Consider the following 18986-nt stretch of genomic DNA (forward strand, 5'->3'; position numbering starts at 1 on the left):
GATCCTCTTCAGGAAATGGCGGTCAGCGCTTTTCCTTGATCTTGGCGGCCTTGCCGCGCAGATCGCGCAGGTAGTACAGCTTGGCCCGGCGGACGTCGCCGCGGGTCACGACATCGATGTGGTCGATGTTGGGGCTGTGGACCGGGAAGGTGCGCTCGACACCGACGCCGAAGGACACCTTGCGGACGGTGAAGGTCTCGCGGATGCCGCCGCCCTGACGCCGGATGACGACGCCCTTGAAGACCTGGATGCGCTCCTTCGAGCCTTCGATAACCTTCACATGCACGTTGAGGGTGTCACCCGGTCGAAAGTCGGGAACGTCGCTGCGCAGCGACTTCTCGTCGACGAAGTCAAGGGTGTTCATATCCATCCTTTATGGGTTGGCGCGAACAGAGGACCCTGGCGGCACGGTATGTGCTCGGCCGGTTCATGCTCCGAATAAGTGTGGTCGCCGGGTCGACATCTACCCAGGGCAACCTGAGTATTGTGCCAGATCGGCATACCCGCGGTGAAATCGGACCCCGCGCGCACTCAGGCCGGATCTTCCGGAACGGCGAAGAAGCGGATGTTCATCGCCCGTGCCCCCTCGGGTGCGTCCGCCCGCTGCGTGGCATAGCGCATGACGAGCTCGTGGTACTCGCCGATGAACGCCACCCACTGCTCGTGCGTCATATACGTGCCGGTCCGCCGCACCTGCGCCCAACCGGTCGGACCCGAATATTCCTTCATGGCACGCAGGTAGAGCTCGATGTCCCGACTGGTTTTCAACCCGGCGAGGTGGGCCGCCGCGGCGTATTCGGCCGGTTCCATCGTCGCCGGATCCGGCGAGGTATGCCCGTAGGGCAGCGACTTCCACCAGCGTTCCCGGCCCGCCGACTTCTCCGCGATCTCCTCGATCAGCCCGAGTTCGGCGAGTTTGCGCAGGTGATAGCTGGTGGTGCCGGTGCTCTCGTGCAGCACCTCGGCCAGCGTCGCCGAATTCGCCTCACTGTGTTTGCCGAGGTAGTCGAGGATCTGCGCACGCAACGGATGCGCGAGCGAGCGATAGAGCGCGGTGCGCTGCGCGCTCGTCATCTCTTCGGCTACGTGCGTCTCTCCGGACCTGTGCGTCGGCATGCGCCCACGATAGCAAAAATTTCTTTGCAAATTTTTATTTGCAGAGATTTCTTTGCGACCGTACTGTTGTCGGCATGACCACAGCGCTCCTCCAGCGACCCAAGCCCATCGGCCGAGCCGTTCGCGACAAGTCCATGCGGGGCAAGGCCCGCAGGCTGATCATGCTCAGCGCCATCGGACTTCTGCCGTGGGCGAGCGTGCTCGCGGTAACCCTGCCGAGCAGCACGCACGTCCGGAACTGGTCGACCGCGTGGGTCGGCCTGGATCTATTACTCGCCGCGGGCTGCGGATTGACCGCGATCCTGTTGCAGCGCAACGATTCCCGAGCGCGGCTCACCGCGTCCGCGGTGGCCGGCGCCGCACTGATCGATCTGTGGTTCGACGTGATAACCGCCGAACCGGGCGGCCCGCTGGCCGTCGCGATGCTGTGCGCGGTGGCCGAATTCGGTTTGATCGCGGCATGCATGCACGTCGCACTCAGCGCACCCGAGGCGCCGGGTGCCGAACCCGCCACCGACCCCTACGTCCTCCGGCGAGCGACGGTCAGCGAATGACGGCGCGATGCACCGTCGCCGCCAAGCGCTCGTTCTCCTGACCCGCGAACCCAAAGGCGGCGCGCCGCCGGGTATAGCCATAAGCCAGATCTGCTCGCGGATCGGCGAAGGCCTCCGAACCGGCGGCGCCGGCATGGCCGAACGCATTCGCGCTCAGGAATGGATACATCAGCCCCTTGGCCTCGAAGCCGAGCGCATATGGCGTCCGGTCACCACGCACGAGGTCGTGGCCGACGCTTTGGAACGCGGCGAAGGCGGCCAGCGTATCCGGCGTCAAAAGTGCTGGGCGACCGTCGATTCCGGATGTCGCGGCGGCATACATTCGGGCCAGCCCCCTGGCGCTGGCGACCGCGCCCATCGAGGCCGGGCCGCCGGAGCGGACCGCTGGATGATTCGGCAACTCCAGCACGTCCGACGGCGCGAATCCGACCGCGTCGAGGTTGTACGAAATGCCCGCGATGCCTTGCGAGTTGGGCGAATTCGCGGCGAAGGCTGCCTCCTGCTCAGGCGTGGCCAGCCACGGCAGTACCGGGAGGTACCGACCCGACAGCGCCGCGGGTAATCCCAGATACACATCCAGCCCGTACGGCATGCGGATCCGTTCCTCGAACAGTTCTTGGATAGTCCGTCCGGTGTGGCGGCGCACCGCCTCGCCGATGATCGCGAACGTCACGAAGCTCGCGTAGGCCTGCGCCGCACCGGGCCGAAAGTATGGACGTTGCGCCACAACCCGTTTCGCGATCAGCCGATCGTCGGCGAGTTCGGCGATGTCGAATCCGCCGTCCACGCCGACCATTCCGGATCGGTGGGTCAGTACGTGACGGATGGTGATACCGGATTTGCCAGCGGTACCGAATTCCGGCCAATAGTCGGCGACCGGACGGTCCACGTCGAATACACCGTCCTGCACCAGTAGTGCGATCACGAGCGTTGCCGCGCCCTTCGTCGAGGACAGGACACCGGTCAACGTCTCACCAGTGACCTCGGCGCCGGACCAGAGGTCGACCACCTGCCTTCCGGACACGAAAACAGCCAGTTGAGAACCGGATTCACCGTTCTCCGCCGCGACAACGGCCCCGAATTCCTCCCGCACAGCCTCGTAACCCGGTGCGACACTCCCGTTCACCTCGATGGTTCGCATGAACTTCCTCCTTCGGATCGGATCTCAGGCGTGCCGGATGGGTACGAGCGGATTGCGGCGGCCCGACGCGGGCCGCAAAGCCCAGGACACGAGACTCAGACCCGCGAAACCGAGCGGGCCGAGCCATGCCTTCGGCTCGTCCCGCACCGCTATGTGCGAAGCGGCGGCACCCGCGTAGACGAAGGTGAGCCCGGCATAGGCCCATTCCTCGGCCTTCGGGAAGCCCGGCGTCACGATCGCGGCCACCGCGGCTGCCTTGGCGACCCCGAGGATGGTCGCGAGATACACCGGATACTCGAGCCGCTCGAAAACGTCACGCACATAAGAGATTCGGGCCAGGTCCCAGTAGGACCCGACCGTGGATTCGGCGAGCAGAACGCCGGTGGCCCCGAGGTAGGCCAGGCGAGCGGTCCGGGAGGTGGTGCACAGGTTCATGATTCATTCCCTTCTGGCGGCGTGATGCCGTCATCTACCTGACGACCGGCGGCGGGCAAAGGTAACAACTGTGGGCCGGATCACTCGGTTGTCACACCCGGCCCACCCGTTCCGTCATCGATGCGGAGCGATGCGAAGGAGATATGTTGGACGACAACGTGCTGGCCGACCGATTCGAGGCGCATCGACCGCATCTGACCGCGGTCGCGTATCGAATGCTGGGGGCGCTGGGTGAGGCCGACGACGCGGTGCAGGAGACCTGGCTGCGGCTGGCCCGCTCAGAGGTGTCCGGAATCGAGAATCTGGGCGGCTGGCTGACCACCGCCGTCGGCCGGATCTGCCTGGATATGCTGCGGACGCGCAAGTCGCGCCGCGAGGAGGGCTTCACCGACCATCTGCCCGACCCGATCGTCACCCCCGAATCCGCTGAGTTACCGGAACAGCAAGCGTTACTTGCCGATTCGATCGGGATTGCGCTGCTCGTCGTGCTCGACACCCTGAATCCGGCCGAACGAGTGACCTTCGTACTGCACGACATGTTCGCGGTGCCGTTCGAGCAGATCGGCCCGATCATCGGCAAATCCACGACGGCGGTGCGGATGGCGGCCAGCCGCGCACGGCGCCGGGTGCAGGGCCGGGCGCCGCGAGCCGATACCGATCCGCGACGTCAGCGACGCGCGGTGGACGCGTTCCTGGCGGCCGCGCGCAATGGCGAATTATCTGAGTTGCTGGCGGTTCTCGACCCGGACGTGGTGTTGCGCGCCGATGGTGGATCGGCATTCGGCGGCGGAATGCTGGTGCTGCGCGGCGCGGCCGCGGTGGGCGAACACCTCTCGGTGTTCCAACGGTCGGCACACGCGGCAATATCGCACCCGGTTCTGGTCAATGGTCTGGCCGGACTGCTGAATACCATGCATGGACAGGCAGTTTCGGTGATCTCGTGCACAGTGCGCGACGGCCGGATCGCGACCATCGAGGTACTCGCCGACCGGGAACGCCTGCGCGAACTGGAATTACCGGCTCGCGCCGACCACTGAGCCCGTGAGCTACCCGCCCATCGAACTGCGCTCTCCGCCGCTCCCCGGCCCGGCCGCACCGCCGCCAGACCGCGAATTGTCGTGCGGCCGAGCCGGATCGCCATCGGACCCCATGTGTTCCTGCTCACCGGAGAACAGCCCGTGATACCGGTGCGGTGCGGGCGGCGCCGGGACCACGATGCGGGTCAGCTCCGCCTCGGCCGCGCTGCGCACATGCTCCACATCGGGTTTCCCGGCGATCAGGTCCTGCACGAAGATCTTCGCGCGGATCACCGGTCGTCGATAGCGCCGCTCGCGCACGATGGCCCGATACATCAATCGCCTGCGGTCGGCGTAGCGCCAGCGCGCCCACGGCGCACCGGGCCTGCTCAACCGCAGCGCGCCGACCACGAGCAGCGGCAGGAAGAACATGCCGAACAGGCCGGTCCAGATCTTGCCCTTGGCGATGACGATCGCGGCGAGCCCCAGATTCACCACCGCGAAACCGACGACGAAGACCCGCACCTCGAGGCTCGGATCACGGCGAAAGTCGTTGATATCCAACAACCACAGCGGATGAAAGCCGAGCAACAACAGCCCGGTCACCGCGAGCGCGACGAATACCGCGTCGACCGAGGTGCGGCCCTGCTCCTCCCAATACACGTCACGCAGATAGAAGATCAGCGCGAATTCGTCGAGCACCAGCGCGGCGCCCACCCCGAAGGCGGACGCCAAAGCGCTGGCGGTGACCGTATCGGCGCTCTGGTAGAGGGTGACCATCCCGATGCCGGACAGCAGCACCAGCACCACCCCGAACACCATGTGGTGGATGTGCACGCCGCCGGACCGGAGGTTGCCCGGCCACCAGCGCACCTTCTTGCGGATCAGCCGGACGCTGAGCCGAATGAACAGGAACCCGACGATGAACCCGAGCAGGAAGCACAGCAGCGGCAGGCGACCGTGCGCGATCACATCCTGCTCGAGCCACCGTTGCATGGGGGCCTAGGACCTCCGTTCGCGCATCGCGGCCTACTGTCCGAAACCGGCCCGCCGCAACGCATCCGCCATCGCACCGCTCGGCGCTGGCGCATTGCGGCGCTGGTTGTTGTTGCGGCCCTGCTGGTTTCGCTGACCCTGCTGTTTACCCTGTCCACCCTGCCGCTGCCGGTTGTCGTTACCGCCGCGGCGCTCGCCCTGCGCCCGTCCGCGCGACTGATCGCCCTTCGGCGCGCCGCCGCCCGGTTCGTCGTCGAGACGCAGCGTCAGCCCGATGCGCTGGCGGGCCACATCGACCTCGACCACCTTCACCTTCACCACGTCACCGGATTTGACCACCTCGCGTGGATCCTTGACGAAGTTGTGCGACATGGCCGACACGTGCACCAGGCCGTCCTGGTGCACGCCGACGTCGACGAACGCGCCGAACGCGGCCACATTGGTGACGACGCCCTCCAGCACCATGCCCGGCTTCAAATCGGCGACTTTCTCGATGCCGGCGGCGAATTCGGCGGTTTTGAATTCCGGGCGCGGGTCGCGGCCCGGCTTCTCCAGTTCGGCGATGATATCGGTGACGGTGGGCACACCGAACTTGTCGTCGGTGAATTCGACCGGCTTCAGCGAACGGAGAACCGTTGTGTTGCCGATGATTTCGGAGACGCCGCGCCCGGTGTTCGCCAGGATGCGCCGCACCACCGGGTAGGCCTCGGGGTGCACGGCGGAGGTGTCGAGCGGATCGTCGCCGCCGCGGATGCGCAGGAAGCCCGCGCACTGTTCGAAGGCCTTCGGCCCGAGCCGCGGCACGTCGAGCAGCGCGGTGCGACTGCGGAACGGGCCGTTCTTGTCCCGGTGCGCCACAATGCTTTCCGCGACCGAGGTGGCGATGCCGGACACCCGGGACAGCAGCGGCACCGATGCGGTGTTCACATCGACGCCGACGGCGTTCACCGCATCCTCGACCACCGCGCCGAGCGAGCGGGCCAGCAGCGTCTCCGACACGTCGTGCTGGTACTGGCCGACACCGATGGACTTCGGTTCGATCTTCACCAACTCGGCGAGCGGATCCTGCAGCCGCCGCGCGATCGACACCGCGCCGCGCAGCGACACGTCCATATCGGGCAGCTCCTGCGAGGCATACGCCGACGCGGAATACACCGACGCCCCCGCCTCGGAGACGACGACCTTGGTCGGCTTGTTCTCCGGGATCCGCGAAATCAGTTCCGCGGCAAGGGCATCGGTTTCGCGTGAGGCGGTGCCGTTGCCGATCGCGATGAGTTCGACACCGAACCGCGCGACCAGCGCGCCGAGCACCGCGAGGGCCTCCTCGCTCTTGCCCTGCGGTTTGTGCGGGTAGATGACCTGGGTGGCGACCACCTTGCCGGTCGCGTCGACGACGGCCACCTTCACACCGGTGCGGTAGCCCGGATCCAGGCCCATGGTGGTCCTGGTACCGGCGGGCGCGGCCAGCAGCAGATCGCGCAGGTTGGCCGCGAATACGTCGACGGCGTCCTTCTCCGCCTGCTGACGCAGCCGCATCCGGGTGTCGATGCCAAGGCTCACTTGGAGTTTCGTGCGCCACGCCCAGCGCACGGTGTCCAACAGCCACGAATCGGCGGGGCGGCCCTTGTCGGCGATGCCGAAGCGCACCGCGATCCGGCCCTCGTAGATGGTCCGCTCACCGGGTTCGGGCTCTTCGGTGTCCGGTTCGAGGTGCAGCGTCAGCACCTCCTCCTTCTCCCGCGCAGCAGCGCCAGGATCCGGTGCGATGGCAGCTTGTCGAACGGCTCGCTGAACTCGAAGTAGTCGGCGAACTTGGCGCCCGCCTCCTCCTTGCCCGGCCGCACCGTCGAGGTGACCTGGCCGCGGTTCCACATCAGCTCGCGCAGCTCGCCGACCAGGTCCGCGTCCTCGGCGAAACGCTCGACCAGGATGGCGCGGGCGCCGTCGAGCTGTTCGGCGGAGTACTGCGCCGGATCGGTGGTCGGATCGTTGATCAGCGCGTCGGCCACCGGCTCGTGCCCGGCCTCGCGGGCGATCTGCGCCTTGGTGCGCCGCTTCGGCTTGTACGGCAGGTAGATGTCCTCCAGCCGGGCCTTGGTCTCGGCCAGCAGCAGCTGCCGGTGCAGCGCCTCGTCCAATTTGCCCTGGCCCCGGATGGATTCGATGATCGAGACCCGCCGCTCGTCGAGTTCGCGCAGGTAGTGCAGGCGCTCCTCCAGCGTGCGCAGCTGCGCGTCGTCCAGCCCGCCGGTGACTTCCTTGCGGTAGCGGGCGATGAACGGCACCGTCGAGCCGCCGTCGAGCAGATCGACGGCGGCGGCCACCTGGGTCTCCCGCACGCCTAGCTCGTCGGCGATGCGACGGTTGACTCCGGCGATACCGGCTGTGGTGCCGGCCGCCGGGCCGGTCGGTTCGGAACCTGCGATCTCGGGCGCTGTCGTCACAGCCGCAAACACTAGCTCGTCCGCCTCTCCGCGTCTGTTGCCGGTGGTAAGAGCCGCGGCGGTCCGCTCTCGTCGTGCGCGATGAATTACCGGCGTACCGCCGAAATCAATTGTCCGGCCTCGCGGCGTCGGCCGGTGCGAGGATCGCCGGTGCGAGTTCGCGCATCCGCGCTTTGCGGATCTTGCCGGTCACCGTCATCGGGAATTCGTCGACGATGTGCACATAGCGCGGGATCTTGAAGTGCGCGAGCTTCCCCGTGCAGAACGCGCGTACCGCGGCCGCGTCCAGCGGGGTCGCGCCCTCGCGCATCCGGATCCAAGCCATCAGCTCCTCACCGTATTTCGGGTCGGGCACGCCGATCACCTGCGCGTCCAGAATGTCCGGGTGGGTGTAGAGGAATTCCTCGATCTCGCGCGGGTAGATGTTCTCGCCGCCGCGGATCACCATATCCTTGATGCGTCCGGTGATCGCGAGGTAGCCGTCGGCGTCCATCAGGCCGATATCGCCGGTGTGCATCCAGCGGGCCGCATCGATCACCTCGGCCGTTTTCTCCGGTTGTCCCCAGTAGCAGAGCATCACCGAGTAACCGCGGGTGCACAGTTCGCCGGGCTCGCCGCGCGGCACCGTCAAACCCGTTGCGGGATCGATGATTTTGACCTCCAGGTGCGGGCCGACGCGACCGACTGTCGCGGTGCGACGATCGATGCTGTCGTCGCGCCGGGTCTGGGTGGAGACCGGCGAGGTCTCGGTCATGCCATAGCAGATGCAGACCTCGCTCATCCCCATCCGGTCCATCACCCGCTTCATCACTTCCACCGGACAGGGCGAGCCCGCCATGATTCCGGTGCGCAGCGACGAAAGATCGGCCGCCGCACCAGAATCCAGCGCAGTGAGCAGATCGATGAACATGGTCGGCACGCCGTAGAGCGAGGTGCACCGCTCCTCGGCCACCGCGGTCAAGGTGGCCGACGGATCGAAGGACGGCGCCGGAATGACAATGGCCGCACCGTGACTCGTACTCGCCAGATTGCCCATCACCATTCCGAAGCAATGATAGAAAGGCACCGGCACGCAGATCCGGTCCTGCTCGGTATATCCGCACAGCTCGCCGACGAAATACCCGTTGTTCAGGATATTGTGGTGGCTGAGCGTCGCACCCTTCGGGAAACCCGTTGTGCCGGAGGTGTATTGGATATTGATCGGATCGTCCATGGACAGCGTCGCCGCGATCTCGGCGAGCCGGTCGGCGTCGATCGCGGTGTGCGCCACCGCATCCCATTCCGGGGTGCCGAGAATCAACACCTGCGCCAGCTCCGGACAGTTCGGGCGCACCTGCTCGATCATGCCGACATAATCCGACGACTTGAAGGCGCTCGCGGCGACCAGCAGCCGAATCCCGGACTGGCGCAACACATATTCCAGCTCGCTGGTGCGATAGGCCGGGTTGATGTTCACCAGGATCGCGCCGAGTTTCGCGGTGGCGTACTGCACCAGGAACCATTCGGCGCAGTTCGGCGCCCAAATGCCGACCCGCTCGCCCTTGCTTATGCCCTGTGCGGCAAGGCCGGTGGCCAGGGCATCGATAGCCGCGGACAGCTCGCGATAGGTCCAGCGGCGTCCGGTCGGACGGTCCACCAACGCTTCTCGATCCGGATGCGCGGCCACCGTGCGATCGAAATTGCCGCCGATGGTGTCGCCGAGCAGCGGAGTCCGCGAGGCGCCGGAGGCATAGCTGGGCAGTGCGGACATCACTGGACTCCCTTCTGTCGCAGGATGAATCGCTGCACCTTGCCGCTCGGCGTCTTGGGCAGCTCGTCGACGAAATGCACCCGCCGCGGATAGGCGTGCGCCGCGAATTTCCGTTTCACCAGATCCTGTAGTTCGGCCGCCAACTCGTCGCTGCCATGACAACCCTCGCGCAGCACCACGAACGCCTCGATAACCTCGCCGCGCAGTTCGTCGGGCAGGCCGACCACCGCGGCCTCGGCGACCTGCTCGTGCAGCACCAGCACGCTCTCCACCTCGAACGGGCCGATGCGGTATCCGGCCATGATGATCACGTCGTCGTCGCGGGCGGAGAAGCGGAAGAAGCCGTCGGCGTCGACGGAACCCGCGTCACCGGTGAGGTACCAGCGGCCGTCCGGGGTGTAGCGCTCGGCGGTGCGTTCGGGTGCGTCCAGGTAGCCGAGGAACCACATCAGGGGGCTGTGCTCGGTATCGATCACCACACGTCCGAGTTCACCCGGTTCCGCCGGTTCGTCGATGTCCTCGCGCAGCACCCCTAGCGTCCAGCCGGGCAGCGCGCGGCCCATCGAACCGGCCGGGGCGTCGGTGTTCAACGCGTCGTGCCAGGAATTGCAGATGAGCATGCCGTGCTCGGTCTGGCCGTAGTGGTCGCGCACCGCGACGCCAAGATGCTCCACCGACCAGGCCACCACCTCCGGAGTCAGCGGCTCACCCGCCGACGATGCCCGGCGCAGCGTGAGATGCATTGTGGCCGTTGCGGGATCGCTGCGCAGCGCACGATAGACGGTGGGCGCCGCGGTGAAATTGGTGACACCGAAACGCTCCAGCACCTGCCGGGTGAGCGCGGGCGCGAAACCGGCGTGCAGCAGCAGACTGTGCCTGCCGGTGGCCAGCGGGCTCAGGATCGCCCAGTACAGCCCGTATGCCCATCCGGGATCGGCTGCGTTCCAATACATGTCGTCTTCGCGCACATCCAGCGCGAATTCCTGATAGGCGCAGAACGAGGCGAGCGCGCGCAGCGGAATCGGCACGCCCTTCGGTGTTCCGGTGGTGCCACTTGTGAACAGCTGCACCAGGATTCCGTCACCGCCCACTGTCACCGCATCGGCTCGTGCGTCGGCGTCGGTGAGCAGATCCGCGAACGGCACCGCGCCCGCCGGAGCGTCGCCGACGACCACCAGCCGCCACGGCGGATCGGCCGGAATATCCTCGCTCGGGGCAAGTTTCGGCGCCTGGTCCGCGTCGGCGACCACGACGGCCGCCCGACTCGCGGCCAACCGGAACGCGATGGCGGGCGGCGCGAACGCGGTGAACAGCGGGACGTGGACCGCGCCGCGGCGCCAGATGCCGAGCAGCGCGATCACCAACGCCGCCGATTTCGCCATCAGCGTCGCCACCCGGTCGCCCGGACCGACCCCGAGTTCTGCCAGACCGGTCGCGAAACGCGCAGAGGCGTCCCGCAATTCGCCGTAGGTGAGCTCGCGCGCCGACAGATCCGGTTCCACGATCGTGAAGGCGACCCGGTCGGCCGGGTGCCGATCGCACAGCAAATCGGCGGCGCACGCTTCGGGTCCGTCGTATTCGTCGATCAGCTCGCGCACGCGCGCGGCAAGCTCGGATTCGCCGGTCATCGGTGCCGTACTCATATGCCTCTCCTCGACGGGTGATCCAGCCCACCCGATTTCCAATAGGATGTGGGTCACATCACGTTCGCCACTACCCCCGAAAAGGGGTGAGTCCAAGTGACCACCGCACTGCTGCGCCCCCGCGACGGCGATGCGCTGCGCGCCGAGATCCGCTGGTTGGCGGGCCGGGCCGGGGTGCCGGTGGTGTTCGGCGGCGAGGTGCATCAGGACACGCTGCTCATCTCCGAGCTGTTCGGCACCACCACCAACGCGCTGCGCGGGCTGCCGGTGCTGCGCGCGTCCGGGCTCGGCGGGCGGGTGCTCGACACCAAGCGCCCCGCCTCGGTGGCCGACTACCAGAACGCCTCGACCATCACCCACCACTACGACGGCCCCGTCACGGGTGAGGGAATTCGCTCGGTGGTCGCCGTACCGGTGGTGGTGGCGGACCGCTCGCGCGCCGTCCTCTACGCGGCGACGCGCGGCGGCATCCCGCTCGGCGACCGCACCACCGATCTGATCATCCAGGCCGGGCGCAGGCTCGCCACCGAGATCACCATTCGCGACGAGGTGGACCGGCGGCTGCGGCTGCTCGAATCCGCCACCCCGACCGCCGCCACCGCGCCGGCCGTGGCCGAGGAGCTGCGCGATATCCACGGCGAACTGCTCGGTATCGCGGGCACGGCCGACGATCGGCTGCGCGGCCGCCTGCACACGGTCTGCGAGCGCCTCGGCCGGGTATTGGTCGGCGAGCCCGCCCCTGACGCGCCGCGCCTGTCGAGGCGGGAACTCGACGTGCTGTCGCAGGTCGCCTTGGGCTGCTCGAATCAGGAGGCCGCGCAACGCCTTTCGCTCGGACCGGAAACCGTCAAAAGTTATCTGCGCAATGCGATGATCAAACTCGGCGCGCACAATCGCCACGAGGCCGTCGTGCTGGCCCGGCGGCTCGGGCTGCTGCCCTGACCGGTCTGGTTAAGATCGGCCAATGGGATATCAGGGGTGGAGATCGTTCGTGTCGTGTGCGCTCGCCCTGAGCGCCGTCGTCTTGGTGGCCGGGTGCGGAAGTCAGAGCGGCACCGCCGAGCCGACCGGATCGGCGGACGTACCCGCTCTCGATTCGGCCCGGATCCAGAAATTCGATCTCGGCAAATACGATGCCGTCCGGATGACGGCCGCGGGCATCGTCACCATCACCGGCGACGGGCTCAACGGTTACGACCCGCGAACCGGCGAGCAGCGCTGGACCATTCGCCGCGACGGCGCCCAGGTCGACCAGCAGAGCATCTGGCTGCTCGACTCCGGACACGTCCTGCTCGTCGGCTGGAAAAACGTGCCGGAGCGGATCGCGTACGACACCGACAGCGGACGCGAGCTGTGGCCGACCATGAACCCGTCGTGGAGCGAGGCCGACGTCATCGCGGGCAACTTCGTCCGCAACGATCCGCGGACCGGGCAGCGGAGCTGGTCCATCGACCCCGCGACGGTGGGCTGCGCGGTGCCGCTGCCCGATAAGCCGACACTGTTCGAAAGCCGCGATGTGCTGCTGTTCCGGTGCCCGAGCAAGGTGGGCAACGATAACGACATGCGCGATCTGCGCATCGGGGCGCTCGCCAAGGACACCGGAAAGGTGTTGTGGCAGCGGCAACTCGAAGGGGATCAGAGCATCGCGCGCGGGCCGAGCAATGTCCTCGACGTCCGGCTCGGCGACAAGGCCGACACCGTCGACGTGCGAACGGGTGCGGTGCTCGGCACCAGGAAGCGCCCCGACAGCCCGTGGCGCTATCCCCTCCCCGATGGTTCGGCGCTCGCGATGGACAGCGTGAACCTCGTCGAGGACAAGGAGTTCCGTCTGGTCGCCGCCGACGGCTCGGTGAAATGGACGGCGCCGTTGCAGGCCGGCGAGCAAACGCTACCCGGCCCGGCCGCCCAGAACGTCATCCTCGGCACGATGCGTCAGCGACAGGGCGACCCCAAGGCGACCTGGATTCTCGCGTGGGACCTGCGCACCGCGAAACGAACCGTCATCCTGGGCCCCGACACCACCGCCCAAAACGAATCCCCTTCGCTGCGTTTCCCCGTCGCCGTGGACACACCTCTGGAGGTTTGGCCTTGGGGTGTCGCCGTAAAGGGAACCGACGGTAGTTTCGCTGTCATACCAGCCGCCTGACCCCGGCATACTTACCTGTCCGCCAAAACTTTCTCGAAGTTCGGCGCCGGCGACCAAGTGTAGTTGCGTCCCATTTTCGAGCGAACCAGTAGGCCGCGCTTCTCGAGGTCGTTGAGATCATTTCTGGCGGTCTGATCGGAAACGCCGTGACTGACCATATGAGTCTGGACCGTGTAATGATTACCCGGGTTCTTTATCGACGATTCGATCAGTGCAAGCTGTCGATGATTGAACTCGCCCCTGCTCGACAGCAAGCGGCGAGCTTCTTGTAGTTCCGCGGATTTCCTTACAAGATATTGGTTCAGCTCATCCAAAGCCTGTTTGATCACCTTCAGGTGATAAATCAGAAAGTATGTGAGGTCGCCCTCGTCCTGCTCGGTCAGAACGAATGAGCGCACATACTGTGCCGGTGCCTTCTTCAGTATTCGAGAGATGGTCAGATATTCGGTGAGCCAGTATCCCTGCTTGAGCATGCTCCAATAGAAAAGCGCTCGCGCAGTGCGGCCGTTTCCGTCTTCGAAATAATGATCGTAGCCGACCATGAAATGTACGATGAGCGCCCGGACCACGGCCGGAACGTAGGCCGTTCCGGTACTGGTCGCGTTCGCGAACGCACACAGGGCCTGCAACCTCGCAGGAAGTTGGGCCACCGGCGGTGGTATATGCAGCACGTCATCTTCTCGGCCGAACACCTTGACCCGGTCGTCGGGGTCCGGGTTGCTTTGTATTCGTCCAGCAGATTCGGGATCGTCCAGAGTGCCGGCCGTCACTATTCTGTGGAGCTCGCATACCAGCGCGGGCGTAAAGTCTTCATCCCTGTGTTCCGCGACGAACAGCATCGCATTGTAGTTGTTCAAGATCATCCGCTCACTGCGATCGCGGGGCTGACGACCGGACCTGATCATCTCTTTCGCTACGATCCTGCTGGTCGATGCCCCCTCGAGCTGACTCGACGTAATTGATTCCTCGATCAAGGAGCTGATGACATAGCGGTTCCGTGTAGCCGGATTGGTTACCGGTTCAGGCGCCGCGATCTGCCCGCTTGTCCGCCGAGTTATTTCATCCGTCAATTGCAGCACTTCATCGGGAAGAGCGTATGCGAACTCCCGACCCCCTATCATCTGGAGTGGCAGGGGCCGCAGCATATTGATTCGCATCATTTTGACCCCGAGCCACCACTCTTGCGGAGTGAGATCCCGAGGTGGCTTCTGATAGCGCAACTTGTCCCAGGGTAGGTAGGAATCGGATGGGGATGCGATACGGATGGTGGACATCAAAATTGTCGCGAGACGGCCCTTTTCGATCGTGCTCAGCAACTCGTCGCGATCCGGTGGCGGCGCCGGGTGCATCAGCCCTCCTCTGAGGTCGTCAGCCAAAGTCTAACAAATTTTGGTTTTGGGGTTGCTGGCGCGCCGAGTCAGTCGCGGGTGTCAGTTCCGCACAGCCCGCGTGGGCGGCTGATGGCCGATCGGGTGGTGAGGCCGGCTGGTTGGCTATCGCCAAATTTTGGCTTAGTTTGGCGTTCGTTTGGGGTTGGGCGCGGCTGGCGACAAAGCGTGCATCGCGTACCGCAGGGGCGGCACACGGCCGGATACATGGTTCTTCGAGCGGATGCCGCCGACTCAGATCGTGTCCGATTCGCCGAGTAGGTCAGGGCGGCGGTCGCGGGTGCGCTGCAAAGACTGTTCGCGACGCCAGGCGGCGACCTTGGCGTGGTCGCCGGAGAGCAGGATCGGGGGGACTTCGAGGCCGCGCCAGGTGACGGGGCGGGTGTAGCTGGGGCCTTCCAGCAGTCCGTCGGAGAACGAATCCTCTTGGTGGGATTGCTGATTGCCGAGGACGCCGGGCAGCAGGCGGACCACCGCTTCGGCCATGACGAGGACCGCCGCCTCGCCGCCGATCAGCACGTAGTCGCCGATGCTGACCTCCTCGACGCGGACGCGGCGGGCGGCGTCGTCGAAGACGCGCTGATCGATGCCCTCGTATCGGCCGCAGGCGAAGACGAGATGTTTCTCCGCGGACCAGCGTTGCGCGGTGGCCTGGGTGAACGGCACACCCGCCGGTGTCGGGACGACGAGCAGGGCGTCGTCGGGGCAGACGGCGTCGAGGGCGTCGCCCCAGATGGTCGGCTTCATCACCATGCCGGGGCCGCCGCCGTACGGGGCGTCGTCGACCGATTTGTGCACGTCGTGCGTCCAGTCGCGCAGATCGTGTACTTCGAGGGAGACCAGTCCCTTATCGATTGCCTTGCCCAGCAACGCCGTTCGCAGCGGTTCCAGGTATTCCGGGAAGATGGTGACTACGTCGAGCCTCATTCCGGATCCAACAGTCCCTCGGGCGGGTCGATGACGACGAGCCCGTCGGCGATCGACACGGTGGGCACGATGGCGGTGACGAACGGGATGAGGATCTCCCGTCCGTCCTCGGCGGCGCGCACCGACAGCAGCTCACCGGCGGCCGAATGCAGCACCTCACGCACGGTGCCGACCGGCGTGCCGTCGGTGAGCTGTACCGTCAGCCCCTCCAGCTCGTGGTCGTAGTACTCGTCCGGATCGTCCGACGGCGGCAGGTCGGCGCTGTCCACCACGAACAGCAGCCCGCGCAACGCGTCGGCGGCGGCACGATCGGACACCCCGGCGAGAAAGACCAGGAGCCGGCCCGAGTGTTCCCGGGCCGACTCCACGGTGAAGTCGCGAACCTCTTTCGCGCGCGGCAGCCGGCCACGCAGTCGCGCGCCCGGCGCGAAACGCGCCTCGGGTTCGTCGGTGCGGATCTCGACGACCAGTTCGCCGCGCACGCCGTGCGATTTGGCGACCCGGCCTACGACGAGTTCCATCTACTGGTCGGTGTCGACCACGTCGACCCGGATACCGCGGCCGCCGATACCGGCGACCAGAGTGCGCAGCGCGGTCGCGGTACGTCCGCCGCGACCGATCACCTTGCCCAGGTCATCAGGATGAACATGCACCTCGACGGTGCGTCCGCGGCGGCCGGTGATCAGCTCGACGCGGACATCATCGGGATTGGCGACGATGCCGCGAACGAGGTGCTCGACGGCATCGGCCACGACCGCACTCATTACTCGGCAGCCTCGGCAGCCTCGGCCTCGGCGGCCTCGTCCTTCTTGGCGGCCTTCTTCTTCGGGGTGACGGCCTCGGCGACCGGCTCGTTGTCGGCGGCGGCCAGCGCGGCGTTGAACAGGTCCAGCTTGGACGGCTTGGCCGCCTTCACCTTCAGCGTGCCCTCGGCGCCCGGCAGGCCCTTGAACTTCTGCCAGTCGCCGGTGATCTCCAGCAGACGCTGCACCGGTTCGGTCGGCTGCGCACCGACACCCAGCCAGTACTGAGCGCGCTCGGAATCGATCTCGATGAGCGACGGCTCTTCCTTCGGGTGGTACTTGCCGATGGACTCGATGGCCCGGCCGTCCCGGCGGGTGCGGGCGTCCGCGATGACGATGCGGTACTGCGGGTTGCGGATCTTGCCCATGCGGGTGAGCTTGATGCGAACAGCCATGCTGTTATATGCCTCTTTCAGGTAGTTGGTCACGGCGCGATTCAGCGACCCGCACGGTCTGCGGGCCCGGTTTCACGCTTGAAGTGTGTGACCGCCGCGCGGTACGTAACCGGAGACGGGCTGACACTGTCCGGAAGGACGGTGCTCCATTCTGCCAGACCGCCGACGCACCCCTGAAATCGGCTCCATCCTGGGTTACACCGACGCGTCGAGATCGATCCCCGGCAGCATCGGGACCGCCATGACGCGACGTAAGCGAACTCACCGGCACCGCCTTCGGCACGAACGGACTCAGGCTGGTTTGGTCGCCATGACCGCGTTGGTGGACATCCACGGCCCGGCGAACCACATCCGCCAGCCGAGGGGTTCGATAGTGACGTCGCGGGCGCCGTTGGCGGACAGCACTTCCCGGTATTCCGGCGCCTTGCTGATGTCGGCGATGACCATGCGGCCGCCGGGGCGCAGTACCCGCAGCGCCTCGCGGACGGCGGCGGCGCGACCGGTGGCGGATTTGATGTTGTGGATGGCCAGGCTGGAGACGACGACGTCGAATTCGTTGTCCGGGAACGGCAGCGCGGTCATATCGCCGGTGCACAGCTCGACGCGGTCGGCGACGCCGCAGGCATCGGCGTTGCGTTCGGCGATCTCCGCGCTGTTGCCGGATTGATCGATCGTGCGCCACAAATCGATGCCGACGACGCGGCCGGTGGACAGCCTGCGCGCCACGGCCAACAGCACCGCGCCACGGCCGGGGCCGAGATCGAGCACTCGTTCGTCACCGCGCAGCGCGAGCCGGTCGAGCAGTTCGCTCCACACCTGGAATTTGCCGCGGCGGGTGGCGTACAGGAACAGCCCGATCTGGGCGATCATCGCGATGGTGATGATGGCGACCACCCAGAATGCGATGGCGGTGCCGTATATGCCCACCAGGATCAGTGCGATCAGATAGCCGAGCGCGACGGCGCCGAGCCCGATCAACACATAGGGTGCGTCGAAACCATAGGAAACGCGCGTGGACCGAGCAGCGATCATCACCTCACTGTAGGAGATTGATCAAAGATGCTCAGCCCCAAGGTATTTGGGTCTAGAGCGAACTAGCGGTGCCCGGTGACCGGCCCGCCGCCCTTGACCACCTCACCCCGCAACACCACATAGTCCGGATTGCCGAGCACCTCGGGATGCGTCCGCGGATCCTCGTGGTAGACAACGAAATCCGCGGGCGCACCGGGCTCGATTCCGGGCCGCCCCAACCAGCCCCGGGCATCCCAGGAAGCCGCGCCCAACGCGTCGTGACTCGACAGCCCGGCCCCACGCAGCGCGGCGATCTCGTCGGCGATGCGCCCGTGCCTGATGCCGCCGCCCGCGTCGGTGCCCGCATAGATCGGCACCCCGGCATCGTGCGCGTTGCCCACCGTTTCACGCACCCGGCGGTGCAGGTCACGCATATGCGCGGCATAGGTGGGGAATTTGCCCGCGCCGTCGGCTATTTCGGGAAACAGCTCGATATTGATCAGCGTCGGGACCAGCGCCGTGCCATGTTCCACCATCAGCTCGACGGTGTCGTCGGTGAGGCCGGTGCCGTGCTCGAGGCAGTCGATTCCGGCGTTGATCAGTCCGGGCAGCGCGTCCTCGCCGAAGACGTGCGCGGTGACCCTGGCGCCGTTCGCGTGCGCGGCATCGATGGCCTCCTTCAGGATGGCGTCGCTCCACAGCGGGCGCAGATCGCCGACGGAGCGGTCGATCCAGTCGCCGACGATCTTCACCCAGCCATCGCCGAAACGGGCCTGTTCGGCGACGATCTCGGGCAGGTCGCGCTCGTCGTCGAGTTCGATGCCGAGTTCGCGAATGTAGCGCTTGGGCCGGGCGATATGCCTGCCCGCGCGGATGATCCGCGGCAGGTCGGCGCGCTCGTCTATGAAGCGGGTATCGATCGGCGATCCGGCGTCGCGCAGCAGCAGCGCACCGGCGTCGCGCTCGATCTCCGCCTGCGCGACGGCACCGGCCCGGTCCTCGTGGCCGCCGCCGTGCCGGATGCCGACATGGCAGTGCGCGTCGACCAGTCCGGGCACGATCCATCCTGTGCGGCAAAGGGTTTCGGCATCGGACACCGGTTCGAAGGACACCGCGCCCGCGCGCACCCAGATATCGCGGACCTCGTCATCCGGCAGAACAACACCGCGTAGATGCACCGCAACCCTCCTGGACGTCGTCGGCTGTCCTCAACTTACCTCC

At 66.4% G+C, this 18986-nt stretch carries 18 protein-coding genes and 1 pseudogene; 4 read left to right on the forward strand and 15 right to left on the reverse strand.

Going from position 1 to position 18986, the window contains the following annotated elements; genetic code table 11:
• Positions 1-22: 22 nt before the first annotated feature.
• Together rplS and F5544_RS34055 are read right to left on the reverse strand one after the other, a co-directional pair.
• The gene (gene rplS, locus F5544_RS34050; RefSeq protein WP_011210681.1) at positions 23-364 is read right to left on the reverse strand and encodes a 50S ribosomal protein L19; all 342 of its coding nucleotides are present in this window, start codon (positions 362-364) and stop codon (positions 23-25) included.
• A 167-nt stretch (positions 365-531) separates the two neighbouring features.
• Entirely contained in the window at positions 532-1116 is a 585-nt protein-coding gene (locus tag F5544_RS34055; protein WP_167476974.1) for a winged helix-turn-helix domain-containing protein, read from the reverse strand.
• Positions 1117-1190: 74 nt separating this feature from the next.
• On the opposite strand from F5544_RS34055, the gene F5544_RS34060 reads away from it, so the two are divergent.
• Positions 1191-1670, forward strand: coding sequence for a hypothetical protein (locus F5544_RS34060; protein ID WP_167476975.1), 480 nt, complete (start codon positions 1191-1193; stop codon positions 1668-1670).
• Here the strand turns inward: F5544_RS34060 and F5544_RS34065 are convergent.
• Positions 1660-2811, reverse strand: a complete 1152-nt coding sequence (locus F5544_RS34065) for a serine hydrolase domain-containing protein (RefSeq protein WP_167476976.1) — start codon at positions 2809-2811, stop codon at positions 1660-1662. The two genes, F5544_RS34060 and F5544_RS34065, sit on opposite strands and share 11 nt — an antisense overlap.
• A gap of 24 nt (positions 2812-2835) precedes the next feature.
• A complete protein-coding gene (locus F5544_RS34070; RefSeq protein ID WP_167476977.1) occupies positions 2836-3246 on the reverse strand; it encodes a DoxX family protein in 411 nt (136 codons plus the stop codon).
• A gap of 143 nt (positions 3247-3389) precedes the next feature.
• On the opposite strand from F5544_RS34070, the gene F5544_RS34075 reads away from it, so the two are divergent.
• Positions 3390-4283 carry a sigma-70 family RNA polymerase sigma factor gene (locus tag F5544_RS34075; protein ID WP_167476978.1) on the forward strand — a complete coding sequence of 298 codons (894 nt, stop codon included), beginning with the start codon at positions 3390-3392 and terminating at the stop codon, positions 4281-4283.
• 9 nt (positions 4284-4292) lie between these two features.
• Here the strand turns inward: F5544_RS34075 and F5544_RS34080 are convergent, their stop codons facing one another.
• The 4 genes and pseudogenes from F5544_RS34080 to F5544_RS34095 form a co-directional block, all read right to left on the reverse strand.
• Positions 4293-5258 (reverse strand): hypothetical protein, encoded by a 966-nt coding sequence (locus F5544_RS34080; protein WP_238846790.1) that lies wholly within the window; start codon positions 5256-5258, stop codon positions 4293-4295.
• Between the two features lie 33 nt (positions 5259-5291).
• Positions 5292-7684, reverse strand: a pseudogene (locus F5544_RS34085) (Tex family protein).
• 124 nt (positions 7685-7808) lie between these two features.
• Entirely contained in the window at positions 7809-9452 is a 1644-nt protein-coding gene (locus F5544_RS34090) for an AMP-binding protein (protein WP_167476979.1), read from the reverse strand.
• Positions 9452-11095 (reverse strand): AMP-binding protein, encoded by a 1644-nt coding sequence (locus tag F5544_RS34095; RefSeq protein WP_238846791.1) that lies wholly within the window; start codon positions 11093-11095, stop codon positions 9452-9454. Before F5544_RS34095 ends, F5544_RS34090 begins: the two co-directional genes overlap by 1 nt.
• 96 nt (positions 11096-11191) lie before the next feature.
• Between F5544_RS34095 and F5544_RS34100 the strand changes: the two genes are divergently transcribed.
• Together F5544_RS34100 and F5544_RS34105 are read left to right on the forward strand one after the other, a co-directional pair.
• Positions 11192-12037: a helix-turn-helix transcriptional regulator gene (locus tag F5544_RS34100; RefSeq protein WP_167476980.1), complete on the forward strand. Its 846-nt coding sequence runs from the start codon at positions 11192-11194 to the stop codon at positions 12035-12037.
• Positions 12038-12059: 22 nt separating this feature from the next.
• A complete protein-coding gene (locus tag F5544_RS34105) occupies positions 12060-13241 on the forward strand; it encodes a PQQ-binding-like beta-propeller repeat protein (RefSeq protein WP_167476981.1) in 1182 nt (393 codons plus the stop codon).
• Positions 13242-13252: 11 nt separating this feature from the next.
• On the opposite strand, the gene F5544_RS34110 is transcribed toward F5544_RS34105, so the two are convergent.
• The 7 genes from F5544_RS34110 to F5544_RS34140 form a co-directional block, all read right to left on the reverse strand.
• Positions 13253-14590 (reverse strand): Fic family protein, encoded by a 1338-nt coding sequence (locus tag F5544_RS34110; RefSeq protein ID WP_203217414.1) that lies wholly within the window; start codon positions 14588-14590, stop codon positions 13253-13255.
• 273 nt (positions 14591-14863) lie between these two features.
• The gene (gene trmD, locus F5544_RS34115; RefSeq protein WP_167476982.1) at positions 14864-15556 is read right to left on the reverse strand and encodes a tRNA (guanosine(37)-N1)-methyltransferase TrmD; all 693 of its coding nucleotides are present in this window, start codon (positions 15554-15556) and stop codon (positions 14864-14866) included.
• Complete coding sequence (gene rimM, locus F5544_RS34120) at positions 15553-16077, reverse strand: ribosome maturation factor RimM (RefSeq protein ID WP_167476983.1); 525 nt, start codon at positions 16075-16077, stop codon at positions 15553-15555. Before rimM ends, trmD begins: the two co-directional genes overlap by 4 nt.
• On the reverse strand, positions 16078-16320 hold the full coding sequence (locus F5544_RS34125) for an RNA-binding protein (protein ID WP_011210690.1): 243 nt from the start codon (positions 16318-16320) through the stop codon (positions 16078-16080).
• On the reverse strand, positions 16320-16754 hold the full coding sequence (gene rpsP / locus F5544_RS34130) for a 30S ribosomal protein S16 (RefSeq protein WP_167479661.1): 435 nt from the start codon (positions 16752-16754) through the stop codon (positions 16320-16322). Before rpsP ends, F5544_RS34125 begins: the two co-directional genes overlap by 1 nt.
• Before the next feature lie 291 nt (positions 16755-17045).
• On the reverse strand, positions 17046-17786 hold the full coding sequence (locus F5544_RS34135) for a class I SAM-dependent methyltransferase (RefSeq protein WP_167476984.1): 741 nt from the start codon (positions 17784-17786) through the stop codon (positions 17046-17048).
• 62 nt (positions 17787-17848) lie between these two features.
• Positions 17849-18943: an amidohydrolase family protein gene (locus F5544_RS34140; RefSeq protein WP_167476985.1), complete on the reverse strand. Its 1095-nt coding sequence runs from the start codon at positions 18941-18943 to the stop codon at positions 17849-17851.
• Positions 18944-18986 lie beyond the last annotated feature (43 nt).

This window comes from Nocardia arthritidis (assembly GCF_011801145.1).
GTDB classification, from domain to species: domain Bacteria; phylum Actinomycetota; class Actinomycetes; order Mycobacteriales; family Mycobacteriaceae; genus Nocardia; species Nocardia arthritidis_A.